General features: G+C 39.9%; 19 protein-coding genes, 1 riboswitch and 1 other annotated feature. Of the genes, 2 read left to right on the top strand and 17 right to left on the bottom strand.

Annotated elements, in window-relative coordinates:
• Position 1: 1 nt before the first annotated feature.
• From rplV to rpsJ, 7 genes are read right to left on the bottom strand one after another with little or no spacing between them, the layout of a single operon-like run.
• Positions 2-343 carry a 50S ribosomal protein L22 gene (gene rplV / locus LG276_RS00670; protein ID WP_095371218.1) on the bottom strand — a complete coding sequence of 114 codons (342 nt, stop codon included), beginning with the start codon at positions 341-343 and terminating at the stop codon, positions 2-4.
• Between the two features lie 18 nt (positions 344-361).
• A complete protein-coding gene (gene rpsS / locus LG276_RS00665; RefSeq protein WP_095371219.1) occupies positions 362-640 on the bottom strand; it encodes a 30S ribosomal protein S19 in 279 nt (92 codons plus the stop codon).
• Positions 641-700: 60 nt separating this feature from the next.
• Positions 701-1,531, bottom strand: coding sequence for a 50S ribosomal protein L2 (gene rplB / locus LG276_RS00660; protein WP_095371220.1), 831 nt, complete (start codon positions 1,529-1,531; stop codon positions 701-703).
• 28 nt (positions 1,532-1,559) lie between these two features.
• A complete protein-coding gene (gene rplW / locus LG276_RS00655; protein WP_095371221.1) occupies positions 1,560-1,844 on the bottom strand; it encodes a 50S ribosomal protein L23 in 285 nt (94 codons plus the stop codon).
• On the bottom strand, positions 1,844-2,467 hold the full coding sequence (gene rplD / locus LG276_RS00650; RefSeq protein ID WP_224938673.1) for a 50S ribosomal protein L4: 624 nt from the start codon (positions 2,465-2,467) through the stop codon (positions 1,844-1,846). Before rplD ends, rplW begins: the two co-directional genes overlap by 1 nt.
• A 24-nt stretch (positions 2,468-2,491) precedes the next feature.
• The gene (rplC, locus tag LG276_RS00645) at positions 2,492-3,121 is read right to left on the bottom strand and encodes a 50S ribosomal protein L3 (protein WP_095371223.1); all 630 of its coding nucleotides are present in this window, start codon (positions 3,119-3,121) and stop codon (positions 2,492-2,494) included.
• Between the two features lie 36 nt (positions 3,122-3,157).
• The gene (gene rpsJ / locus LG276_RS00640; protein WP_003348621.1) at positions 3,158-3,466 is read right to left on the bottom strand and encodes a 30S ribosomal protein S10; all 309 of its coding nucleotides are present in this window, start codon (positions 3,464-3,466) and stop codon (positions 3,158-3,160) included.
• A 358-nt stretch (positions 3,467-3,824) separates the two neighbouring features.
• Positions 3,825-3,937: riboswitch (SAM riboswitch) on the top strand.
• Between the two features lie 107 nt (positions 3,938-4,044).
• Between rpsJ and LG276_RS00635 the strand changes: the two genes are divergently transcribed.
• Together LG276_RS00635 and metH are read left to right on the top strand one after the other, a co-directional pair.
• The gene (locus tag LG276_RS00635) at positions 4,045-5,904 is read left to right on the top strand and encodes a bifunctional homocysteine S-methyltransferase/methylenetetrahydrofolate reductase (RefSeq protein ID WP_251163143.1); all 1,860 of its coding nucleotides are present in this window, start codon (positions 4,045-4,047) and stop codon (positions 5,902-5,904) included.
• Positions 5,882-9,304 (top strand): methionine synthase, encoded by a 3,423-nt coding sequence (gene metH, locus LG276_RS00630; protein ID WP_404293123.1) that lies wholly within the window; start codon positions 5,882-5,884, stop codon positions 9,302-9,304. Before LG276_RS00635 ends, metH begins: the two co-directional genes overlap by 23 nt.
• A 93-nt stretch (positions 9,305-9,397) precedes the next feature.
• Here the strand turns inward: metH and tuf are convergent, their stop codons facing one another.
• From tuf to rplJ, 10 genes are all read right to left on the bottom strand, one after another.
• The gene (tuf, locus tag LG276_RS00625) at positions 9,398-10,585 is read right to left on the bottom strand and encodes an elongation factor Tu (RefSeq protein ID WP_095371226.1); all 1,188 of its coding nucleotides are present in this window, start codon (positions 10,583-10,585) and stop codon (positions 9,398-9,400) included.
• Positions 10,586-10,706: 121 nt separating this feature from the next.
• Positions 10,707-12,785, bottom strand: a complete 2,079-nt coding sequence (gene fusA / locus LG276_RS00620) for an elongation factor G (protein WP_224938670.1) — start codon at positions 12,783-12,785, stop codon at positions 10,707-10,709.
• Between the two features lie 54 nt (positions 12,786-12,839).
• Positions 12,840-13,310 (bottom strand): 30S ribosomal protein S7, encoded by a 471-nt coding sequence (gene rpsG, locus LG276_RS00615; RefSeq protein WP_224938669.1) that lies wholly within the window; start codon positions 13,308-13,310, stop codon positions 12,840-12,842.
• A gap of 44 nt (positions 13,311-13,354) precedes the next feature.
• Positions 13,355-13,777 (bottom strand): 30S ribosomal protein S12, encoded by a 423-nt coding sequence (gene rpsL, locus LG276_RS00610; RefSeq protein WP_095371229.1) that lies wholly within the window; start codon positions 13,775-13,777, stop codon positions 13,355-13,357.
• A 104-nt stretch (positions 13,778-13,881) separates the two neighbouring features.
• On the bottom strand, positions 13,882-14,130 hold the full coding sequence (locus LG276_RS00605; protein WP_095371230.1) for a 50S ribosomal protein L7ae-like protein: 249 nt from the start codon (positions 14,128-14,130) through the stop codon (positions 13,882-13,884).
• Positions 14,131-14,274: 144 nt separating this feature from the next.
• Positions 14,275-17,871, bottom strand: coding sequence for a DNA-directed RNA polymerase subunit beta' (gene rpoC / locus LG276_RS00600; RefSeq protein WP_224938668.1), 3,597 nt, complete (start codon positions 17,869-17,871; stop codon positions 14,275-14,277).
• Between the two features lie 120 nt (positions 17,872-17,991).
• Positions 17,992-21,555, bottom strand: coding sequence for a DNA-directed RNA polymerase subunit beta (gene rpoB / locus LG276_RS00595; protein WP_224938667.1), 3,564 nt, complete (start codon positions 21,553-21,555; stop codon positions 17,992-17,994).
• 420 nt (positions 21,556-21,975) lie between these two features.
• On the bottom strand, positions 21,976-22,578 hold the full coding sequence (locus LG276_RS00590; protein WP_095371233.1) for a class I SAM-dependent methyltransferase: 603 nt from the start codon (positions 22,576-22,578) through the stop codon (positions 21,976-21,978).
• Positions 22,579-22,756: 178 nt separating this feature from the next.
• On the bottom strand, positions 22,757-23,122 hold the full coding sequence (rplL, locus tag LG276_RS00585; protein WP_095371234.1) for a 50S ribosomal protein L7/L12: 366 nt from the start codon (positions 23,120-23,122) through the stop codon (positions 22,757-22,759).
• A gap of 52 nt (positions 23,123-23,174) precedes the next feature.
• Entirely contained in the window at positions 23,175-23,675 is a 501-nt protein-coding gene (gene rplJ / locus LG276_RS00580) for a 50S ribosomal protein L10 (protein WP_095371235.1), read from the bottom strand.
• A gap of 59 nt (positions 23,676-23,734) precedes the next feature.
• Positions 23,735-23,882, bottom strand: a sequence feature (ribosomal protein L10 leader region).

The following is a 23,882-nucleotide window of genomic DNA, read 5'->3' as shown; positions in this document are numbered from 1 at the left end:
ATTATCCCTCCTTCTTTTCTGATACAACGATTGTGATGTGACTTGTGCGTTTGTTAATTGCGCTAGCACGACCTTGTGCGCGTGGACGGAAACGTTTTAAAGTTGGTCCTTCGTCAACAAATGCTTGCTCAACTACTAAATTATTAACATCCATTTCGTAGTTGTGCTCTGCGTTAGCTAGTGCAGATTTTAATACTTTTTCTACGATTGGAGAAGCAGCTTTTGGAGTTAAATTTAAAATCGCTACCGCTTCACCTACTTGCTTACCTCGAATTAAATCTACGACTAAACGAGCTTTACGAGGAGCAATACGAACTGTTCTTGCAACAGCTTTAGCTTGCATTATAATGCCCTCCTCTCATTAACGTCTTGTTTTCTTATCATCATTACCATGGCCTTTGTATGCACGTGTTGGAGCAAATTCTCCAAGCTTGTGGCCTACCATATCTTCAGTAACATAAACAGGCACATGTTTGCGACCATCATACACTGCGATAGTGTGTCCGATGAATTGTGGGAAGATCGTAGAACGGCGAGACCAAGTCTTCACTACTTGCTTGCCATCAGTTTCATTTAACTTTTCGATCTTTGTCATTAAATGTTCGTCAACAAAAGGTCCTTTTTTTAAGCTGCGACCCATGATTGAACCTCCCTTCGTGATTGTTCTACGGCCCGTCTTTGGAACCGTAGTTCAATCCCGTTATTTTTTACGACGACGTACGATAAATTTATCAGATTGATTGTTTTTCTTACGTGTTTTGTATCCAAGAGTTGGTTTACCCCAAGGAGACATAGGTGATTTACGACCGATAGGAGCTTTACCTTCACCACCACCGTGTGGGTGATCGTTAGGGTTCATAACAGATCCACGTACAGTTGGGCGTTTACCTAACCAACGAGAACGACCGGCTTTACCGATGTTAATCAATTCGTGTTGTTCGTTACCAACTTGACCTACAGTAGCGCGGCAAGTAGCAAGAATCATACGAACTTCACCAGAGTTTAAGCGTACTAATACGTATTTACCTTCTTTACCAAGTACTTGTGCACTTGTTCCAGCAGAACGTACTAACTGTCCACCTTTACCAGGTTTAAGTTCGATGTTGTGGATTACAGTACCCACAGGAATGTTTGTAAGTGGTAATGCATTACCTACTTTGATATCTGCTTCAGGACCAGACATTACTTCTGCGCCTACTTTAAGAGTCTTAGGAGCTAGGATGTAACGCTTTTCTCCATCTACATAATTAATTAGTGCAATGTTAGCTGAGCGGTTTGGATCATACTCGACTGTAGCAACGCGACCTGGTATTCCATCTTTGTCACGTTTAAAGTCGATGATACGATATTGACGTTTATGACCGCCGCCTTGATGACGAACTGTCAACTTACCTTGGTTGTTACGGCCACCTTTGCGCTTTACTGGAGCAAGCAAAGATTTTTCTGGTTTGTCTGTAGTGATTTCTGCGAAATCAGATACCGTCATGCCGCGACGACCATTAGAGGTAGGTTTGTATTTTTTAATCGCCATTTCATTTCCCTCCTCTTCTTGTTAGAAATTAAGCTTCAAAGATTTCGATTTCTTTGCTGTCAGCAGTTAGTTTAACAATCGCTTTACGGCGTTTGTTTGTATAACCACCGAATTTACCCATGCGCTTGAATTTACCTTTGTAGTTCATGATGTTCACTTTTTCAACTTTTACATCAAAGATTTCTTGAACAGCATCTTTAACTTGAGTTTTATTAGCTCTTACATCAACTTCAAAAGTATATTTTTTGTCAGCCATGATGTCAGTAGAACGTTCAGTGATAACGGGGCGCTTAATGATATCGCGTGCATCCATTATGCAAGCACCTCCTCTACTTTTTCGACCGCTTGCTTCGTCATGATCAATTTATCATGATTTAAAACGTCTAATACGCTGATTCCGTTAGCAGTAACAACTGTTACTCCAGGGATGTTACGAGCAGATAATGCTACGTTTTCATCGATGTCTGCAGTTACGATTAATGCTTTAGAATCTACAGAAAGACCTTTAAGTACACCTTTAAAGTCTTTTGTTTTTGGAGCTTCGAAAGATAGAGTTTCTAATACTAGAATGTTCTCTTCCGCAACTTTAGTAGATAACGCTGATTTGATAGCTAAGCGACGAACTTTTTTAGGTAATTTGTAGCTATAGCTGCGTGGTACAGGACCAAATACAGTACCGCCTCCGCGCCATTGTGGTGAACGAATTGAACCTTGACGAGCACGACCTGTGCCTTTTTGACGCCATGGTTTACGTCCTCCGCCAGCTACTTCAGAACGAATTTTAGTTTTATGAGTTCCTTGACGTAGAGAAGCTCTTTGCATAATAACAGCTTCAAACATCACGTGGTTGTTTGGCTCGATACCAAAGATTGAGTCGTTCAGCTCAATATCGCCAACTTGTGAACCACTTTGGTTTAATAATGCAACTTTAGGCATTCTTACTTCCTCCTTTCCGGGTTATTACTTTGCTTTAACCGCACTTACTAGTTTTAGAAGCGCTTTTTTAGAGCCAGGTACATTACCTTTTACTAATAGAAGATTGCGTTCTGCATCTACTTTTACGATTTCAAGGTTTTGTACTGTGATTTGTTCTCCGCCCATGCGACCAGGTAATAATTTACCTTTGAATACGCGGTTTGGAGCAACAGGACCCATTGAACCTGGGCGACGGTGGTAACGTGAACCGTGTGCCATTGGTCCGCGAGATTGTCCGTGGCGTTTAATTGCACCTTGGAAACCTTTACCTTTTGAAATTCCTGTTACATCAATTTTTTCACCTTCAGCGAAAATATCAACTTTGACTTCCTGACCAACTTCATACTCAGCTAAGTCAGCTCCGCGTAATTCGCGAACGAAGCGCTTAGGAGTAGTATCAGCTTTAGCAGCGTGTCCTTTTTCCGGTTTGTTTGAAAGCTTTTCGCGTTTATCTTCAAAACCGATTTGGATTGCTTCGTATCCATCAGTATCAACTGATTTCTTTTGAAGAACAACGTTTGGAGTAGCTTCAACCACTGTTACCGGGATAAGATCACCGTTTTCAGCAAATACTTGAGTCATACCAATCTTTCTTCCTAAGATTCCTTTGGTCATTTCAGTCACACCTCCTAGATTGTTTTAATGTATTAATTAAAGTTTAATTTCGATATCAACACCAGATGGTAAGTCTAAACGCATTAATGAATCGACTGTTTGTGGTGTTGGATTAATGATGTCGATTAAACGTTTGTGTGTACGCATTTCGAATTGCTCACGAGAATCTTTATATTTATGCACCGCACGAAGAATTGTGTAAACTGACTTTTCAGTTGGCAATGGGATTGGACCAGATACAGCCGCACCAGAGCGTTTTGCAGTTTCAACGATTTTTTCAGCAGATTGATCAAGAATTCTGTGATCATAAGCTTTTAAACGAATACGAATTTTTTGTTTTGCCATTATTTTCCCTCCTTTTCGCCTATTTTCATATAGACATTCTCCGTGAAAATTTCCCACACACTCGCCATGGCAAAGCGGCCGGGTGTGTCAGCAACCTTTCACTTCATCGCAGTCAAAGACCAACATTGTCTATTATACAGAAAAGACATAACAAATGCAACTATTGATTGCGTTTCTCTCTGTTCTGCACACTTTTAACATTATAACTGCTGTGAATAGTGTTTTCAAGTATATCTTCCTCTTTACATCATTTTCTAAAAAAACGCTTATACAATTATTTATTTTTAAATTTTCTAACTTTTTATTTGACAAACATAGGCTCATTCATGTAAATTTTACTCAATAAAATATTTTTTATTTCTTATCATGAGAGGTTGAGGGATAGGCCCGATGACACCTCAGCAACCATCAATAGTGAACGCTATTGAAAAGGTGCTAATTCCTACAAGCTATACGCTTGAAAGATGAGAAGATGACTATGATGATAATAGGCCTTCTTCTTGAGGGCCTTTTTTATTTTCTCTTTGGCTTCTCATCCATTGAATTCAACAAAATAATGAATTGAAGGAGTGAGACCTTTGAACTTCCTTGAAAAAATGAAGAACCAAGTATTAATTGCTGACGGTGCGATAGGAACACTTCTTTATTCTTATGGTACAGATACATGTTTTGAAGAATTGAACCTCTCAGCACCGGAACAAATTCAGCACATTCATCAAGCTTATCTCGGGGCAGGTGCGGATTTAATTCAAACAAACTCCTATGCTGCGAATTATTTAAAATTGAAACGGTATGGCCTAGAGGATTCAGTCAAAGAGATTAATAGTGCGGCTGTAAAACTGGCACGATCTAGTATTCAACATCATCAGGCATATGTGCTCGGCACAATTGGAGGTGTACGAGGATTAAATCCCCTCTCTATTCCTCTAGATGAAATTAAACGTAACTTTCGTGAACAGCTATACTGCTTATTGTTAGAAGGCGTAGATGGGCTCCTTCTTGAAACATATTATGATTTAGAAGAACTAGAAACGGTTCTCTCTATTGCCCGAAAAGAAACGGATATACCTATTATTGCACAAGTGTCTTTACAAGAAGTCGCTATTTTACAAAATGGGACGTTAATTAATGACGCCTTAAAAAGATTAGAAGCTAAAAGGGCAGATGTTGTCGGGGTAAACTGCCGTTTAGGTCCACATCATATGTTAGAGACACTCTCCTCCGTTGAATTACCTCAGCACGCGTTTTTATCTGCATATCCTAACGCGAGTCTACCTGCCTATATCGATGGTACGATTCAATATAAGGAAGGCGAAGACTATTTTAGAAAATCAGCGAAGTCCTTCCTTAAGCAAGGTGTTCGGCTGCTTGGTGGTTGCTGCGGAACGACACCGGGCCATATTAAAGCATTTGCAGACGAAGTTAGGCATGCTGTACCTATTCTTGAAAAACAAGTAACAAATAAAAGGAAACCTAAAATAGAGAGAATTACAATCGAACGCACCAATACGCCGTTAGAGACACTTGTACAAGAAAAACGCACCATCATCGTCGAACTAGACCCACCTAAGAAGCTATCAACTGCTAAATTTTTTGAAGGTGCCAGAGCCTTAAAAGATGCTGGTGTTGATGCAATTACACTCGCAGATAACTCTCTTGCCACACCACGAATCGCAAATGAAGCCCTAGCACATATCATCCACAAGGATACAAACGTTCGACCACTTGTCCACCTCTCCTGTAGAGATCGAAACTTAATCGGCATACAATCACATCTCATGGGTCTTCATACATTAGGGTTGCATGATATTTTAGCCATAACTGGGGATCCGGCAAGAGTTGGCAATTTCCCAGGCGCTTCATCTGTATTTGATTTATCTTCCTTTGAATTAATAGAAATGATTAAACAATTTAATGAAGGAATTTCCCCTTCAGGTTCTGAACTTGGTGAAAATGCCGTCTTTTCTGTCGGGGCAGCATTTAATCCTCATGTCAAATCATTAGATAAAGCTGTTGCCCGACTTGAAAGGAAAATAAAAGCAGGCGCTGATTATTTCGTGTCACAGCCAGTGTTTTCAATAACACAACTATTAGAGATTCATGAGGCAACAAAGCATCTTTCCTCACCTATTTTCATCGGAATGATGCCACTGATTAGCAGCAAAAATGCAGAGTATCTTCATAACGAAGTGCCTGGCATCAAGATTACTCAAACGACCCGCGACAGAATGGCAAAAGCCGTTAACCCTATTCTTGCTGAGAAAGAAGGCTTATTAATTACAAAAGAGTTGATCGATGCAGCCTTAGAACTCTTTCAAGGCATCTACCTTGTTACCCCTTTCCTTAGATATCAACTCACAACCGAACTGACCAATCATATTAGAAGAAAAGATCAACAGAAGAAGGAGCATCATTATGTCAAAAGTAGCCATCACTAAACAAATGAAAGAAAAGATTTTAATCATGGATGGGGCAATGGGCACCATGCTACAAGAAGCCCACCTAACAGCAGATGACTTTGGTGGTGAGGATCTAGAAGGTTGTAATGAATACCTCACACTTACGCGACCTGAATTGATCCAATCCATTCATGAAGCTTATCTTTCGGCAGGGGCAGATATAATTGAAACAAATACATTCGGAGCGACGCGTATCGTTTTAGAAGAATATAATATTGGGCATTTAAGTGAATTGTTAAACCGCAGAGCGGCTGAAATTGCTATAAAAGCAGCGCATAAATACGACAAGCCTAATCATCCGCGATATGTAGCAGGATCTATGGGACCAACTACTAAGACATTAAGCGTCACCGGTGGAACAACTTTTAAACAATTAGTCCTGGATTATCGTACACAAGCCATAGGACTCATTGACGGTGGTGTAGATTTATTATTAATAGAAACAAGCCAAGATCTCCTTAATGTAAAAGCTGCTTTCCTAGGGATTAAAGAAGCCTTTCATCATACAAAGAAAGAACTCCCTATTATGATATCAGGGACAATAGAGCCGATGGGCACCACTTTGGCAGGGCAAAACATCGAAGCATTTTACATTTCAATAGAGCACATGAAACCAATAGCTGTTGGGCTCAACTGCGCAACTGGACCGGAATTTATGCAAGAGCATATTCGCTCTCTAGCACAACTCTCTTCAACTGGTGTTAGCTGTTATCCTAATGCAGGCTTACCAGATGAAGACGGCTGTTATCACGAAACAGCAGAATCTCTATCTACAAAGCTTTTGGATTTTGCCACACAGGGCTGGGTGAATATCGTCGGTGGTTGTTGCGGTACCACACCAGCGCATATCACAGCAATCAGTCAAGCATTAGCCCATGTACCGTCCCGTCCCATTACTAAAAAGAGACAGCATAAACTATCAGGTATTGAACCCCTTACCTATGATGAATCTATTAGACCGATCATGGTTGGTGAGCGGACAAATGTCATTGGCTCAAAAAAATTCAAACGGTTGATTAATGAAGGAAAGTATGAGGAAGCATCGGAAATTGCTAGAGCCCAAGTTAAAAAAGGAGCAAGCGTCATTGATATATGTCTTGCTGATCCTGATCGTAATGAAATAGAAGATATGGACCATTTTTTAGCTGAAGTAACGAAAAAAATCAAAGTTCCCCTAGTCATTGATTCAACTGATGATGAAGTAATCGCCAAAGCTCTTACCTACTCTCAAGGCAAAGCTATAATCAATTCGATTAACTTAGAAGATGGTGAGGACCGATTCGCCTTTGCTGCAAAGCTTATCCATCAGTACGGAGCAGCCATTGTTGTCGGTACCATTGATGAGGAAGGCATGGCCATCACAGCTGAAAACAAGCTAGCTATAGCTAAACGGGCCTATCACATCCTCGTTGAGCAGTATCAAGTACCTCCAGAGGATATTATCTTCGACCCCCTGGTTTTTCCTGTCGGCACTGGTGATGAACAATATATTGGTTCTGCTAAAGAAACTGTACTTGGTATTAAACTTATTAAAGAAGCTCTACCGGAGGCGAAAACGATTTTAGGCATTAGTAATGTGTCCTTTGGTCTTCCGAGTGTGGGGAGAGAAATTTTAAATTCCGTCTTCCTCTTTCATTGCACGAAAGCCGGGCTAGACTACGCAATCGTCAATACAGAAAAGCTAGAGCGTTTCCCAAGCATCCCTAAAAATGAAGTCGAATTAGCAGAGAAGCTTCTCTTTCAAACCAGCGATAGCATTTTAGCTGATTTTACTGACTTTTATCGTGATAAGAAGAAGGAAAAAAGGATAGAAACCCATTTACTATCATTAGAAGAACGTTTATCAAGCTATATAATAGAAGGAACAAAAGAAGGCCTTCTCCCAGATTTAGAAAGAGCATTAGCGAAATACCCAAATCCATTAGATATTATCAACGGACCATTAATGAATGGTATGGCAGAAGTAGGTAGATTGTTTAATGATAATCAATTAATTGTTGCAGAAGTCTTACAAAGTGCAGAAGTAATGAAAGCATCAGTCGCCTTTTTAGAACCTTATATGGAAAATGATAAACAAACATCTACAAGTAAGGGGAAAGTTTTACTCGCAACCGTCAAAGGTGATGTCCATGATATCGGCAAGAATCTTGTGGATATTATTCTCTCTAACAATGGGTTTGAAACCATTGATCTTGGAATTAAAGTCTCTTCTGCTGATCTTATCGCAGCGATTAGAGAGGAAAAACCCAACATCATTGGACTCTCTGGCTTACTCGTAAAGTCAGCACAACAAATGGCATTAACAGCAAAGGACTTACAGGATGCCCATATACAAACCCCCATTATGGTGGGGGGAGCTGCCTTATCTCGCAAATTTACGAATAATAAAATCGCCCCTAACTACCAAGGACTCGTCTTATATGCAAAAGATGCAATGACCGGTCTGAGTTTAGCAAATGAAATCCGAGAACCAAGTCGCTATAGTGAATTATTTCAAGCACAAATCTCGAGAGCAGCAAAAACTAACAAAGAAGAAACCCAATTGATAAAAAAATATTCCGAACCATCCGTTGGCGTGAAAACCGTTCAAGAAGCTCCTATTTTTCAACCGCAAGATTTAAAGAGACATTTAATTACAAATCTCTCTTTTCACCATATTGAACCATATATTAACCGTAAAATGCTGCTATATCATCTTGGGGTTAAAAATCAAAAAAGGGAGCTCACTAATGAAAAACTGGATAAGGTGAATAACCTATTAGACTCACTGATCCATGAAATAATTAAAAATAACTGGATACAACCAAAGGCTACTTACCAATTCTTCAAAGCAAAGGCCAATGGAAATGATGTCATAATAATGAATAAAGACGAACTTCCTATTGAAGAGTTTGCATTCCCTAGACAAGAAAAAGGAAAAAACCTTTGTCTTGCTGATTATCTAAGAGAAAAGCAAACAGACTACGTATGTTTTTTTGCTGTAACAGCTGGAAAGGGAATACGAAAGGCAGCTACACAATTAAAAGAGGAAGGCAGATTTCTAGAAAGTCACGCATTGCAAGCAATTGCGTTAGAAACAGCTGAAGGTCTGGCTGAGTATATTCATAGACAGATTAGGGATAAATGGGGATTTCCAGATCACCCAACAATGACGATGGATGAGCGTTTTGCGGCTAAATATCAAGGACAACGATTTTCGTTCGGTTACCCAGCCTGTCCAAATTTAGAAGATCAAGCAAAGTTATTTCGTCTTATACAACCAGAGGATATTGATATCGAATTAACAGAAGGTTATATGATGGAACCTGAAGCTTCTGTTACGGCTATGGTGTTTTCACATCCCGAAGCAAGATACTTTAATGTACACTCTTCTTCATGATTGATGTAAAAAAGCATAAAGAAAAAGCAGCCGGCGTCCCGACTGCTTTTTCTATGAAAGGCGTCCCCTTCAAATATCGTAAATCAAAATTTATTACTCAACGATTGTAGCAACTACGCCAGCGCCTACAGTACGTCCACCCTCACGGATAGAGAATTTAGTACCTTCTTCGATAGCGATTGGAGAGATAAGTTCAACGTTCATTTCGATGTTATCTCCAGGCATAACCATTTCTACACCTTCAGGAAGGTTACAAATACCAGTTACATCAGTTGTACGGAAGTAGAACTGAGGACGGTAGTTTGTGAAGAATGGAGTGTGACGTCCACCTTCTTCTTTAGATAAAACGTAAACTTCAGCTTTGAATTTTACGTGTGGAGTAATTGAAGCTGGTTTAGCTAATACTTGACCACGTTGGATATCTTCACGTGCAACACCACGAAGAAGAGCACCAATGTTATCTCCTGCTTCAGCATAATCAAGAAGCTTACGGAACATTTCAACACCTGTTACAGTAGTTGATTTTGGTTCTTCAGCAAGACCGATGATTTCAATAGTATCACCGACTTTAACTTGTCCACGCTCAACACGACCTGTAGCAACAGTACCACGACCAGTGATTGAGAATACATCCTCAACTGGCATCATGAATGGTTTTTCAGTGTCACGAGTTGGAGTTGGGATATACTCATCAACTGCAGCCATTAATTCAATGATTTTTTCTTCCCACGCAGCATCTCCTTCAAGAGCTTTAAGCGCAGAACCTTTGATTACAGGAATATCGTCACCAGGGAATTCATATTCAGAAAGAAGGTCACGAACTTCCATTTCTACTAATTCAAGTAATTCTTCGTCGTCTACCATGTCACATTTGTTCATGAATACAACAAGGTAAGGTACACCTACTTGACGAGAAAGAAGGATGTGCTCACGAGTTTGTGGCATTGGGCCATCAGCAGCAGATACTACTAGGATACCGCCGTCCATTTGTGCAGCACCAGTGATCATGTTTTTAACATAGTCAGCGTGACCTGGGCAGTCAACGTGTGCATAGTGACGGTTTTCAGTTTCGTACTCAACGTGTGCAGTAGAGATTGTGATACCACGCTCTCTTTCTTCTGGAGCAGCATCGATTTGGTCATATCCACGAGCTTCACCGCCGCCTGCTTTCGCAAGTACAGTTGTGATTGCTGCTGTTAATGTAGTTTTACCATGGTCAACGTGTCCGATAGTTCCGATGTTAACATGGGGTTTTGAACGGTCAAATTTTTCTTTAGCCATTAGGAAAATCCTCCTTTAAATTTAAATAAATTAAGTATTTGATTGACATTGGTCGGTGGCTACCTTCCAATGTCAGGTTACTTACAATGATAGTTATACTTGATTAAAAAGGTAAAATCAATTATTCACCTTTATTTTTTTTGATGATTTCTTCAGAAATTGATTTTGGAACTTCTTCATAATGATCAAAGTGCATTGAGAATGTACCGCGACCTTGCGTATTAGAACGCAATGAAGTAGCATAACCAAACATTTCAGAAAGTGGAACCATAGCACGAACTACTTGTGCGTTACCGCGTGCTTCCATACCTTCAACACGTCCACGACGAGAAGTAACATCACCCATGATGTCTCCCATATACTCTTCCGGAATAACTACTTCAACTTTCATTACCGGTTCAAGGATAACTGGGTTACATTTTGATGCAGCGTTTTTCAGTGCCATAGAAGCGGCAATTTTAAACGCCATTTCAGATGAGTCAACATCATGGTATGATCCATCAAATAATCTAGCTTTAATATCAACCATTGGATAGCCGGCTAATACACCACGCTCCATAGCATCTTCAAGACCAGATTGTACTGCAGGGATATATTCACGTGGAACAACACCACCAACGATGCCGTTTACGAATTCAAATCCTGCACCTTCTTCATTTGGAGAGAACTCAATCCAAACGTGACCAAATTGACCACGACCACCGGATTGACGCGCGAATTTACCTTCGATGTTTGCAGATGCACGGAAAGTTTCACGATAAGCAACTTGTGGTGCACCAACATTTGCTTCTACTTTAAATTCACGTTTCATACGGTCTACAAGGATATCAAGGTGAAGCTCACCCATACCAGCGATGATTACTTGACCAGTTTCTTGGTCAGTATGCGCACGGAATGTTGGATCTTCTTCTTGAAGTTTTTGAAGTGCTGTAGTCATCTTATCTTGGTCTGCTTTAGACTTCGGTTCGATAGAAAGAGAGATAACTGGCTCTGGGAACTCCATAGATTCAAGAATTACAAGACTCTTTTCATCACATAGTGTATCTCCAGTAGAAGTATCTTTCAAACCAACAGCAGCAGCAATATCTCCTGCATAAACTGTAGAGATCTCTTCACGAGAGTTTGCATGCATTTGTAGGATACGACCTACACGTTCACGTTTATCTTTCGTAGAGTTCTTAACATAAGAACCTGAATCTAACGTACCAGAGTAAACGCGGAAGAAAGTTAATTTACCAACATAAGGGTCAGTCATAACTTTAAATGCTAATGCAGAGAAAGGCTCTTCATCACTTGATGGACGAGTAACTTCTTCTTCTGTCTCTGGATTGATACCTTTAATGGCATGTACATCCAATGGAGATGGAAGATAGTCGATTACTGCATCAAGCATTTTTTGAACACCTTTGTTTTTGAATGCAGATCCACAAATAACTGGATAGAATTCAACGTTTACTGTACCTTGACGGATTGCAGCTTTAATCTCTTCATTAGAGATTTCTTCTCCACCAAGATATTTCTCCATTAATTCTTCATCAAGTTCTGCAAGAGCTTCGATTAATTTTTCACGATACTCTTGAGCTTGATCCATGTATTCTTCAGGAATTTCACGTGTTTCGATGTCAGTACCAAGATCGTTACCGTAGAAAGTAGCTTTCATTTCGATAAGGTCAATGATACCTTTGAATTCGTCTTCAGCACCAATTGGTAATTGGATAGCTGCTGCATTTGCTTGCAGACGATCATGAAGTGTACCTAAAGAGTACAAGAAGTCTGCACCAATTTTATCCATTTTGTTTACGAATACCACACGTGGTACGCCGTAAGTTGTCGCTTGACGCCATACAGTCTCAGTCTGTGGTTCAACACCAGATTGAGCATCTAGTACAGCAACTGCTCCATCAAGTACACGCAATGAACGTTCAACTTCAACTGTGAAGTCTACGTGTCCTGGCGTGTCAATGATATTAACACGGTGGCCTTTCCATTGAGCTGTAGTAGCGGCAGAAGTGATTGTAATACCACGTTCTTGCTCTTGCTCCATCCAGTCCATTTGTGAAGCACCTTCATGTGTTTCACCAATTTTATGGATACGACCAGTGTAATAAAGAACACGCTCAGTTGTTGTTGTTTTACCAGCATCAATATGAGCCATGATACCAATATTACGCGTATTATCTAAGGAGAACTCTCTTGCCATTGTGTCTTTCTCCTTCCTAGTATGGGAATTGTTTTTATAATATAAAAATGAATCTTACCAGCGATAGTGAGCAAATGCTTTGTTTGCTTCAGCCATTTTATGAGTGTCTTCACGTTTCTTCACTGATGCACCAGTGTTGTTAGCTGCATCAAGAATTTCGTTTGCAAGACGCTCTTCCATTGTTTTCTCACCGCGAAGGCGAGCGTAGTTTACTAACCAACGAAGACCAAGAGTTGTACGGCGATCAGGGCGCACCTCAACTGGTACTTGGTAGTTAGCTCCACCTACACGGCGTGCTCTTACTTCAAGTACAGGCATGATGTTTTTAAGCGCTTGATCGAATACTTCCATTGGCTCTTTGCCAGTACGCTCACTAATGATATCAAATGAATTATATAGAATTGCTTGAGATTTACCTCTCTTACCATCTACCATCATTTTATTGATTAGACGGCTAACAAGCTTTGAGTTGTAAATCGGATCAGGCAATACGTCTCTTTTTGCTACAGGACCTTTACGTGGCATGTAATTTTTCCTCCTTTCAAGAAAGGGTTATTTTTATTTGTGAATTATTTCTTAGCTGCTTTAGGACGTTTAGCACCGTATTTAGAACGACCTTGCATACGGTTGTTAACACCAGCAGTATCAAGTGCACCACGAACGATATGGTAACGTACACCCGGTAAGTCTTTTACACGACCGCCACGGATAAGTACCACACTGTGCTCTTGTAGGTTATGACCAATACCAGGAATATAAGCATTTACTTCGATTCCGTTAGTTAAACGTACACGTGCATATTTACGCAACGCTGAGTTTGGTTTTTTTGGAGTCATTGTACCAACACGAGTACATACACCGCGTTTTTGTGGTGAAGATATGTTCGTTTGTACTTTTTTGAAGCTGTTATAACCTTTGTTCAACGCAGGAGAAGTTGATTTCTCTTCCTTTGTTTTACGAGGCTTGCGTACTAATTGATTAATAGTAGGCATGTATTTTTCCTCCCTTCATCTTTTCATGTAAGCCCACACATCCAGGTGGTTCATTTAAAGGCAAAAACAAAGTCCTTGCAGATTTCTATCTACAAAAACAGTTTTTAAATAGTTAATGCAACAGCTGCAGCACCTACATCTATCCCACATGCTTTACCAAGCTTTTTCATCGAATCAACATATGTGATTGGAACGTTATGATCTTTAGCAGCTTCTTCTATCATAGATTTGACTTGAAAATTTGTATCGCTAGCGATGACTACTTCAGATACAATTCCAGATTTAAGAGCTTTCACTGTTTGTTTAGTTCCTACTATAATTTCTTTCGCCTGCAATACTTTTTCATAAGACATAAATTCATCCTCCAAAGTATCCAGTAATAGGAGCACCTTTGCTATATTACCACCATTTGAAAATGATGTCAACAATCATTCATATTTTTTTAATATAGAAGGTCGGTGCCATTCTTAAAAAGAACGACACCCTTACTTCTATCATTATTCTACCGTGATTGTTTCTTCAACTGTCTCTTTTGTATAAGGCTCTGCTTGACGATAACGTTGCATACCTGTACCAGCTGGAACAAGTTTACCAATGATAACATTTTCTTTCAAGCCGAGTAACTCATCACGTTTTCCTTTAATCGCTGCATCTGTAAGAACTCTAGTTGTTTCTTGGAATGAGGCAGCGGATAAGAAGGAATCAGTTTCAAGAGATGCTTTTGTAATACCAAGTAATACCGGACGTCCAGTAGCTGGCATTTTACCTTCCATCAGTGCTTTTCTATTCGCATCAGTAAATTGATGGATATCAAGCAATGTGCCTGGAAGTACATCTGTCTCAGCTGCATCGATAACACGTACTTTACGAAGCATTTGACGTACCATTACTTCGACGTGTTTATCACCGATTTCAACCCCTTGCATACGATAAACTTTTTGTACTTCACGTAGCAAGTATTCTTGAACTGCTGTAACATCTCTCACTTTAATTAACTCTTTCGGATCGATAGAACCTTCTGTTAGCTCTTGACCGCGTTCCACTTCATCATTAATTGCTACTTTTAACCGCGCAGTATAAGGTGCAGTATAAGTGCGTGATTCAACTTCACCTTGAATAACGATTTCATGTTGACGATCGCGACCTTCATTAATGCCAACCACTATACCTTTGATTTCTGAAATAACCGCTTGACCTTTAGGGTTACGTGCTTCAAAAATCTCTTGGATACGTGGAAGACCTTGTGTAATATCGTCTCCTGCAACCCCACCTGTATGGAATGTACGCATCGTTAACTGTGTACCTGGTTCACCAATTGATTGTGCGGCAATAATACCAACTGCTTCACCGACTTCAACTTCTTGACCAGTAGCCAAGTTACGTCCGTAACATTTTTTACATACACCATGGCGAGTATTACATGTGAACGCAGAGCGAATCCATGCTTCTTCAACGCCTGCAGCGATGATTTCTGCAGATAAATCTTCAGTAATCAATTCATTTTCACGTGCAATGATTTCATTTGTTTCCGGATGTCTAATCGCTTTTCTTACATGACGACCGATTAAACGTTCCTCTAGGCTTTCAATCACTTCTGTTCCTTCCTTCAAGGAAGAAATCAATAAGCCACGATCTGTACCACAATCATCTTCACGTACAATTACGTCCTGTGCAACATCAACAAGACGGCGAGTAAGGTAACCAGAGTCAGCTGTTTTAAGGGCTGTATCAGCAAGACCTTTACGCGCACCGTGAGTAGAGATAAAGTACTCTAATACAGTTAATCCTTCACGGAAACTTGATTTAATCGGTAATTCAATAATACGACCAGCCGGGTTGGCCATAAGACCACGCATACCAGCTAACTGTGTAAAGTTAGATGCGTTACCACGGGCACCTGAATCACTCATCATGAAGATTGGGTTGGATTTATCCAATGATTTCATTAGTTTCGATTGGATATTATCTTTCGCTGCACTCCAGATAGAGATAACTCTGTCATAACGTTCCTCTTCAGTGATAAGACCACGTCTAAATTGTTTTAATACATTATCAACTTTATTTTGAGCTTCATGAAGAATTTCTTCTTTTTCACCTAATACAACGATGTCTGACACACCAACGGTAATACCAGCCTTAGTTGAATATTTGAAACCTAAATTCTTCATACGGTCTAGCATTTTTGATGTTTCAGTAATCTTGAAGCGTTTAAATACTTCAGCAATGATATTTCCAAGAATTTTCTTCTTAAACGGATCGACAATTGGCATTGTACGAATCGCTTCAGGAATATCAGTAGCTTTATCAATAAAGTATTTCTTCGGTGTTTCAATTTCAAGATTTTCTTTTGTTGGTTCGTTAATATACGGGAATGTTTTCGGTAAAATTTCATTGAACACCAATTTACCAACTGTTGTCATTAATAGTTGTTTGTTTTGTTCTTCAGTGAATGTTTCATTTTTTAACGAACCAGCATGGACAGCTACTCTTGTGTGCAAGTGAACATATCCGTTTTGGTAAGCAAGTAACGCCTCGCTTGTGTCGTTAAAGACCATTCCTTCACCAACAGCATTTTCTCTTTCTAAGGTTAAGTAATAGTTACCTAACACCATATCTTGAGAAGGCGTAACAACTGGTTTACCATCCTTAGGATTCAGGATGTTTTGTGCTGCCAACATAAGCAATCTAGCTTCAGCTTGCGCTTCTGCTGATAAAGGTACGTGAACCGCCATTTGGTCACCATCAAAGTCAGCATTATATGCTGTACAAACAAGTGGATGCAAACGAATGGCACGTCCTTCAACCAACGTAGGTTCAAATGCTTGAATCCCTAATCTATGAAGTGTAGGGGCACGGTTTAATAATACCGGATGCTCCTTAATGACACTCTCAAGTACATCCCAAACTTCAGGGTGAACTTTTTCGATTTTACGTTTAGCTGATTTAATGTTATGTGCTAGGCCCTTTTCAACTAACTCTTTCATGACAAACGGTTTAAATAACTCCAATGCCATTTCTTTAGGGAGTCCACATTGATACATTTTCAAGTTTGGACCAACGACAATAACAGAACGTCCAGAGTAGTCAACACGCTTACCGAGCAAGTTTTGACGGAAACGTCCTTGTTTACCTTTTAACATATGAGATAGTGATTTAAGTGGTCTATTACCAGGACCAGTAACAGGACGTCCACGACGACCGTTATCAATTAAAGCGTCAACAGCTTCTTGAAGCATACGCTTTTCATTTTGAACGATGATGCTTGGAGCACCAAGATCTAATAAACGCTTCAAACGGTTATTACGGTTAATTACACGACGATAAAGATCATTCAAATCTGATGTAGCAAAACGACCACCGTCTAGTTGAACCATTGGACGAAGCTCTGGAGGAATAACTGGCAGCACATCAAGAATCATCCAGCTCGGTTCATTTCCTGAACCACGGAATGCTTCAAGCACTTCTAATCGTTTAATTGCACGTGTACGGCGTTGCCCTTGTGCAGTTTTTAATTCTTCTTTTAACGTATCTACTTCTTTATCAAGGTCAATATCTGAAAGTAACTTTCTAATTGACTCCGCACCCATAGACGCTTGGAACTTATTACCGTATTTTTCACGGTAAGCACGGTATTCTTTTTCAGAGAGTAATTGTTTTTTCTCTAATGCTGTATCTCCGGATTCGGTTACAACATAAGATGCAAAATAAATTACTTCTTCCAAAGCACGAGGAGACATATCAAGAACAAGACCCATACGGCTTGGAATACCTTTAAAGTACCAAATATGTGATACTGGCGCTGCTAGCTCAATGTGCCCCATTCTTTCACGACGAACTTTAGCACGTGTAACTTCAACACCACAACGATCACAAACAACACCTTTATAACGAACGCGTTTGTATTTACCACAATGACATTCCCAATCCTTTGTTGGACCGAAAATACGTTCACAAAACAAACCATCTTTTTCAGGTTTTAATGTACGATAATTGATTGTTTCAGGTTTCTTTACTTCACCATGAGACCATGAGCGGATTTTATCTGGTGAAGCGAGACCTATTTTCATATACTCGAAATTATTAACATCTAGCAAGGGGCCTACCTCCCTTTCGATCTACAGGTTTTTCCCATTAACTTATCAATAAGTTTGGGTCCCAGTCATCTATTCCACTTAGCTCGAATGGAGGGCAGTGATCGCCCTCCTTGTTCAAATTTATTCTTTTGTTGCTACTGTTTCTGCTTCTTCTGTTTCTTGCGTATCTGGAGCGATTGTTAAGGATTCAGCCTGTTGCATATCCTCTTCATCATCCGTATCACGCATTTCTATCTCTTTTTCATCGCCTGAAAGGATTTTTACATCCATACCTAAGCTTTGAAGTTCTTTAATTAATACTTTGAATGATTCAGGGACACCAGGTTCCGGTACGTTTTCACCCTTAACGATGGATTCATATGTTTTCACACGTCCAACGACATCATCCGATTTAACTGTTAAGATCTCTTGAAGTGTATAAGCAGCACCATAGGCTTCAAGTGCCCAAACCTCCATCTCACCAAAACGCTGTCCACCGAATTGTGCTTTACCACCAAGCGGTTGTTGCGTAACAAGTGAGTAAGGTCCAGTAGAACGAGCGTGAAGTTTATCATCAACCATGTGTGCTAGTTTGATCATATACATGACACCAACAGATACACGGTTATCAAATGGCTCTCCTGAACGTCCATCATAAAGAACTGTTTTCGCATCACGAGCCATACCAGCTTCTTCGATTGTTTCCCAAACATCTTCCTCGTTTGCACCATCAAATACTGGTGAAGCCACATGAATACCTAGTGATCTTGCCGCCATTCCAAGGTGTAGTTCAAGAACCTGACCAATGTTCATACGAGAAGGTACCCCTAATGGGTTCAACATGATATCAACCGGTGTGCCATCTGGTAAATACGGCATATCTTCTTCCGGTAAAATACGAGAGATAACCCCTTTATTACCATGTCGACCGGCCATTTTGTCCCCTTCAGAAATCTTACGCTTCTGAACAATATAAACACGTACAAGTTGGTTTACACCTGGAGGTAGTTCATCGCCATCTTCACGATTGAAGACTTTGACATCTAGTACGATACCGCCTCCACCATGTGGTACACGCAAGGATGTATCACGTACTTCACGTGCTTTTTCACCGAAGATAGCATGAAGTAGTCTTTCCTCTGCAGTTAGTTCTGTTACACCTTTAGGCGTTACTTTACCAACTAACAAGTCCCCATCTTTCACTTCAGCACCTGTGCGAATAATACCGCGCTCATCTAAATTACGTAGGGCATCTTCCCCTACATTCGGGATGTCACGAGTAATTTCTTCAGGTCCAAGCTTCGTATCACGAGACTCTGACTCATACTCTTCAATATGAATCGAAGTGTATACATCATCTTTTACAAGGCGCTCACTCATGATGATCGCATCCTCGTAGTTATAACCGTCCCATGTCATGAAAGCAACGAGAACATTACGTCCAAGCGCAAGTTCACCAAGTTCCATTGATGGTCCGTCAGCAAGGATTTCACCTTTCGTTACACGGTTACCAACCGCAACAATTGGTCTTTGGTTGTAACAAGTACCTTGGTTGGAACGAATGAACTTAAGCATTCTATATTTATCAAGATCGCCTTTTACTTCTTGGCCATCTACTTCTTTCACACGTCTTACCCAAACTTCTTTCGCTTCAACATGCTCAACAATACCTTCGTGCTTACAAATCACCGCAGCACCAGAATCTTTACCAGAAACATATTCCATTCCTGTTCCAACGCGTGGTGCTTCAGGCTGCATAAGAGGCACAGCTTGTCGTTGCATGTTGGCACCCATTAAGGCACGGTTAGAGTCATCATTCTCTAAGAACGGGATACATGCAGTCGCAGCAGATACAACCTGCTTAGGTGATACATCCATGTAATCAACACGGTCACGTTTAACAACAGTATTTTCCCCTCTAAAACGAGCAACAACTTCCTCGTCAACAAATGAACCATCTTCACCTAGTCTTGCATTCGCTTGGGCTACAACATAATTATCTTCCTCATCAGCTGTTAAGTAATCGATTCTTGAAGATACTGTACCTGTTTCGTGATCAATACGACGATAAGGTGTTTCAATAAATCCGAAACGATTCACTTTCGCAAAGGATGATAAAGAGTTAATTAATCCGATATTCGGTCCCTCTGGCGTTTCAATTGGACACATACGACCATAGTGGGAATAGTGAACGTCACGCACTTCAAAACCTGCACGCTCACGTGTTAATCCACCAGGTCCTAAGGCTGATAGACGTCGCTTATGTGTTAACTCAGCTAATGGATTTGTTTGGTCCATGAACTGAGACAATTGAGAGCTACCAAAGAATTCTTTAATAGATGCAATAACAGGACGAATATTGATTAATTGTTGTGGTGTAATTGTGTTCGTGTCTTGAATGGACATTCTCTCACGAACTACACGCTCCATTCTTGATAAACCGATACGGAATTGGTTTTGCAATAGCTCACCAACAGAACGTAATCTTCTATTACCAAGGTGGTCAATATCATCTGTATCGCCGACACCATGCAATAAATCAAAGAAATAGCTAATAGAAGCAATAATATCAGCCGGTGAAATATTCTTCACAGCTTCTTCTACATACGCATTACCGATTACATTAATGACTTTCTCGCCATCTTCATTCGGTGCATAAATTTTAATCGATTGGACATCGACTTCTTGATCTATAACGCCGCCGACAAGGTCCACTTTCTTAAAGCCAACATTCTTCTCAAGATAAGGAAGAATTCGATCAAGTGTTCTACGATCAAGTACAACACCTTTTTCAGCAATGATTTCCCCTGTTTCAGGATCAACCAAATTCTCAGCTAATCTTTGGCCAAATAATCTATTTTTTATATGAAGCTTTTTATTAATCTTGTAACGTCCAACATTTGCTAAATCATAGCGTTTTGGATCAAAGAATCTTGATACAAGTAAGCTTTTTGCATTCTCAACAGTCGGTGGTTCACCAGGACGAAGACGCTCATAGATTTCGAGCAATGCTTTGTCCGTACCTTCTGTGTTATCTTTTTCAAGCGTATTACGGATATATTCATTGTCACCAATTAATTCGATGATTTCTTGATCAGATCCGAACCCTAGTGCACGCAAAAGAACCGTAACGGGTAGTTTCCTCGTACGATCTATTCTAACGTATACGACATCTTTGGCATCAGTTTCATACTCAAGCCAAGCGCCGCGGTTCGGGATAACAGTGGCAGTAAAGCCTTTTTTCCCGTTTTTATCGAGTTTTCCGCTAAAGTATACGCTCGGAGAACGCACCAATTGCGAAACAATGACACGTTCTGCGCCATTAATTACAAATGTTCCTGTTTCTGTCATAAGCGGGAAGTCACCCATAAAGACATCCTGATCTTTGACTTCGCCTGTTTCTTTGTTCACAAGACGCACTTTCACACGCAAAGGTGCAGAATATGTAACATCTCGTTCCTTCGATTCCTCAACCGAATATTTTGGATCGCCAAGGCTGTAATCAATAAATTCAAGCGATAAATTACCAGTAAAGTCTTCAATCGGAGAAATGTCGTGAAACATCTCTCTTAAACCCTCATCAAGAAACCATTGATAAGAAGAGGTTTGGATTTCGATTAGATTTGGTAATTCTAAAACTTCACTGATTCGTGCGTAACTTCTACGTTGGCGGTGTCGTCCATACTGAACTAGTTGACCTGTCAACTGATTCACCCCTCAAATCAAGCGTTATTATTTGAAAAGCAACCTGTGAATCTCACATGTAAATAATAGAATCTATCTTTTTACCTGTGGATTCCAGCCCACAAGTGAGATAAACTCTTTACATGAGAAATATTATCCAGGTAGCTTGACATATCTTAAACTCGAGTCACATTTCGCTCTATTTTTGCCAAAACTAGAGCGTCGGAAGCCCCAAAACACGAGTTTCCTCCGTAAACATAAACTCAATCAGACAAAAAGAAAAAGGGTTTTTCAAGCAAAAACCACAATTCCATCATTAGACTATTCTTTTCATTACTTCCCACATCTGGATAAATTTATACAATAACGCATAAATTTTTATCCCTATTGGTAGTATATTATGTTGGCATTTTACAATACTAACATAGCGAAAATGTCAAGTCAATCTTTTTTTGCTCTTAATATAAAATAGCCTTTTTTCTTCACAACTGTATCTACTTCAGCAAATAATTCCGAGAGCTTTTCAATAGCAGATGGTGCACCTTGCTTCTTTTGAATGACTACCCATAGTTCTCCACCAGGCAATAAACATTCAAAACTCTCTTCAAAAATACTATGAACAGTTTGTTTCCCAGCTCTTATTGGTGGATTCGTTAAAATAGCTGCAAATTGTTGGTCTTTAACAACTGCCAACTTGTCACTTTCTTTTACAGTGATATTGTTGATACCATTTAGCTCGCCGTTCGTTTGTGCCAGCTCAAGCGCTCTTTCGTTCACGTCGAGCATGACGACTTGACGATCTTGCATAATCGACGCCATTGATAAACCAATTGGGCCGTACCCACAACCAACATCTAATACATCACCAGATATTTCAGGAGGGATAAACGTCTCTATTAATAACCTTGATCCAAAGTCAACTTCACTTTTTGAAAATACACCATGATCGGTTTTAAATTGAAATGTTTTGTCTCTTAGTTTGTAACTCCAAACACGTGGATTACTTTCGACATTAGGCGTTTTAGAATAATAATGGTCTGACATAGTGGTCACCTCCAGATATTAGAGCTGCATGTGCGAGGATTTTTTTGGTAGAGGGTAAAATTAAGCAAACGCTTCGTTAGTTGCTGTAACGTTCTCCTTAAATTCACTTACCTAAACAGTCCACATAACTGATATTAAAAAAGCCCGCTCATACAAGCGGGCTTTTAAACAAACTATATTACTTAACTTCTACGCCAGCTCCAACTTCTTCAAGTTTAGCTTTGATTTCTTCAGCTTCTTCTTTAGAAGCGCCTTCTTTAATAGCTTTAGGAGTGTTATCAACAACTTCTTTCGCTTCTTTAAGGCCAAGACCTGTGATTTCACGAACAACTTTGATAACTTTAATTTTTTGATCGCCAGCAGAATTAAGAATTACGTCAAATTCTGTTTTCTCAGCAGCAGCGTCTCCACCAGCAGCGCCACCAGCAACAGCTACAGGAGCTGCAGCAGTTACTCCGAATTCTTCTTCAATTGCTTTTACTAGATCGTTAAGTTCTAAAACAGTCATACTTTTAACTGCTTCAATGATTTGTTCTTTAGTCATGATATAATTTCCTCCTTAATTTTTGTTAGATTATATTGGTTAAAACCGATAATTAAGCGCCTTGTTCTTCTTTTTGATCTGCAACAGCTTTTGTTGCAAGAGCAAGGTTGCGAACTGGAGCTTGAAGTACGCTGAGTAGCATAGAAAGTAAACCTTCGCGAGATGGAAGTTCAGCAAGAGCTTTCACTTCTTCTTGTGAAGCGATATTACCTTCAATTACACCCGCTTTAATTTCAAGAGCTTCATGCTTTTTAGCAAACTCGTTTAAAATTTTCGCTGGTGCGACAACATCCTCTGTACTGAATGCAATTGCATTAGGACCAGTAAGATGTTCGTTTAAGCCTGCAAGTTCAGCAGCTTCTGCTGCACGACGACTCATAGAGTTTTTGTAAACTTTGAATTCAACATTCGCTTCACGTAGTTGTTTACGAAGTTCTGTTACTTCTGCAACAGTTAATCCGCGGTAATCAACAACAACTGCTGTTTGAGCTGATTTGAATTTGTCTGCAATTTCTTCTACGATTTGTTTCTTTTGTTCGATAATGCTGCTCATCTTTACACCTCCTATTGAATTATGCATTCATACCGTTCAATCAGATAGGTGAGGCTCACCATCTCATTAAAAAACCTCCATATCAAAGGTAGACATGGAGGAAGTATACAATAGCTCGTTCAAGCAATTAAAATCTATCGTATTACCTCGGCAGGTTATTAAGCCCCAATCGGCTCCTGCTGTCTACGGTATAAATGATTAAGTTAT

The sequence above is a fragment of the Cytobacillus kochii genome (genome assembly GCF_044790165.1).
Classification (GTDB): Bacteria; Bacillota; Bacilli; order Bacillales; family Cytobacillaceae; genus Cytobacillus; species Cytobacillus kochii.
This window is presented reverse-complemented; position numbering and strand designations above follow the sequence as displayed.